This window comes from Microvirga tunisiensis, assembly GCF_009296175.1.
Lineage (GTDB): Bacteria > Pseudomonadota > Alphaproteobacteria > Rhizobiales > Beijerinckiaceae > Microvirga > Microvirga tunisiensis.
Map to the genome: position 1 here is coordinate 1 of NZ_VOSK01000631.1, position 2,068 is coordinate 2,068.

3 protein-coding genes are annotated in these 2,068 nt (G+C 61.7%); all 3 read right to left on the bottom strand.

Features of this window, described 5'->3' with window-relative positions; translation table 11 throughout:
• Positions 1-249: 249 nt before the first annotated feature.
• Positions 250-1,371 (bottom strand): FUSC family protein, encoded by a 1,122-nt coding sequence (locus FS320_RS42235; RefSeq protein ID WP_152718502.1) that lies wholly within the window; start codon positions 1,369-1,371, stop codon positions 250-252.
• Positions 1,372-1,447: 76 nt separating this feature from the next.
• Positions 1,448-1,630 (bottom strand): hypothetical protein, encoded by a 183-nt coding sequence (locus FS320_RS42240; RefSeq protein WP_152718503.1) that lies wholly within the window; start codon positions 1,628-1,630, stop codon positions 1,448-1,450.
• A 69-nt stretch (positions 1,631-1,699) separates the two neighbouring features.
• The coding region (locus tag FS320_RS42245) for an SPW repeat domain-containing protein (RefSeq protein ID WP_210252252.1) at positions 1,700-2,068 on the bottom strand (369 nt) is incomplete at its 5' end.

The window sequence follows — 2,068 nt, forward strand, 5'->3', positions numbered from 1 at the left end:
CTCCCCGCGCCGCCAATGCCTTGATAGTCATGCGAGCCTCCTGATCGAGCCGGCTCATGCGCTCCTCCGTGTCGTCCCGTGACACGGTAGGTCGACTTCAACCGGAGGCGACATCTCGTAAATCTGGCCGTCGCCTTACTCACACATTCGCGCGTCGCGCTACACAAGCCTGCGTAGAGAAGCGCGATGCCGAGGACGAGGGAGAGAAGCCACATTGATGCTGACCTGCATTTTCGATCCATGAGCGGTTCAACTTTCCGCAGGCCTGCGGGCGCGCTCCAAGGTCAGATCCTCGGTGCGGAGCAAAAGATCGCTTAAGTCCAGTCTGAACTGCTCGAAGGCGAATCCGAGAGCGAAGACCTGTCCGAAGGTTTTTCCAGGCAGCTCACGCATGAGAGCCTCCGATCTGAACGCTTCCGCCTCGCCGCTGAAGGCGTTCAAGGCTTCCTGAAAAGCATAGGGGTCGGGAGGAGCCTTGCGATGCTGGAGTGCTTGCGCGAGATCGAGGAGCAGCGCGCGGGTCGTCTCATGCAGGGCGATGAGCGAATGGCCGAGCCTATCCCGAACCGGAGCAGGCAGGGGAGTGGAGGCCGCGCGGCCGATCATCACCAGATCATGCCGCACCCGGTAGAGCGTGCGGATGAGCGGCTCCGGATCGGGGGCTTCGGTCAGATGGCTCTTTCTTTCCCGTGTCGCTTCCTCGGCAGCCGCCTCAGCCTTCTTCAAGGCGGACCGGATCTGGGGATGGAGCTTCTGCAGCGCCGAGCGGCCTTGCGGGCCGGCCGTCAGTTCCTCGATGAAGACGGAGAACAGCTCGGCATTGAGGGACACGACCTTGGCCGCAGCATCGGTCATCAGGGTATGCGCCCGCGCAGGCAGGATAAAGACAGAGACGACAACGCCGACGATATTGCCGAGCGTGATCTCCAGCACCCGATCGAAAGCGGAGGCGAGGGGGCCTATGGCTTGTCCGGTAGGCGGCAGAAGCATGATGAGCGAGGTAATGGGCGCGACCCGAAATGCCGGCTTCACCGCTGCCAGAAGCGCCAAGGGAAACAAGGCCACGACCATGGCGAACCCCAAATTCAAGGGTGAACTGTGAGGAACGAAGGCTGCGACCAGACCGCCATAAATCGCCCCGGTCAGGGTTCCGCTGAACCGCTCGACCGCGGCCTTGAGCGAACCGCCGACGCTTGCCTGCATCACGACGACGGCCGTAATCACGGCCCAGTAGCCCTGTGGCAGATCGAGGATCTTCGTGACGGAATAGGCAAGGGTGCCGGCGATGGTGACACGCAGCGCCAGCTTCAATTCCGCAGAACGTGCTCCGATGCGGCCGCGTATCCGTTCGATCCACCCAGACGATGCCATGCGATTCTCCGGACGCAGAGCATAGAGGGCGGTTCGCAGGTCCCGCTACGGGAAAGACGATCCGTTTCGTCGTGCCTTACTCGCGCGGCACCACGACGAGGCTCGATCCGCAATCATCGCAGAAGCCGAGAGCGGGGGACGCAATCATCTGCGTCGTCCGGCATTCGGGGCAGCCTTTCAGCGCCATATGAAGCGATCCTTGCATCTGATGTGCACTTTCGCGGAACGCCTCACTTACTTGGACGGCCTGTTCGAACATGGGCGCCTCCCTTGAGGACCCTGATGCTGCGCCTCTCGGGAGCCTTGGTCAATCAAGCATTCTGGGTCTTCAGGCGGGTTCTCGGCGACCCGTCGGCAGCATTGTTTCCATACGGGTGACGAGGCTTGCCGCAACCGAAAAGAGCCCGAAGAGAACATGTGGCCAATAGACCCAATCGGAGAATCCGAACAGGAAAGGAGAGGCCGCGAGCGCAATCCCGCCGAGCCCGTCGAGGATCAAGTGCAGGGACATCGGCAGGATCTTGATGAGGCCGAGCTCATAAGCCGTGAGAGCGGAATACAGGATTGCGCCTAGGGCGTGTCTGCAAAGGGGTTCCATGAGGAGCTTGGAGTTCCCATTTATCCAACGTGACACGTTACGAGTTGACGGACCGGCAGTGGCAGCGCCTTGAGCCGCTTCTGCCGCCCGAGCGGCCGC

Coding starts and splice junctions, on each gene's coding strand:
- FS320_RS42235 (WP_152718502.1), bottom strand. CDS start 1,371: ATGGCATCGTCTGGGTGGATCGAACGGATACGCGGCCGCATCGGAGCA.
- FS320_RS42240 (WP_152718503.1), bottom strand. CDS start 1,630: ATGTTCGAACAGGCCGTCCAAGTAAGTGAGGCGTTCCGCGAAAGTGCA.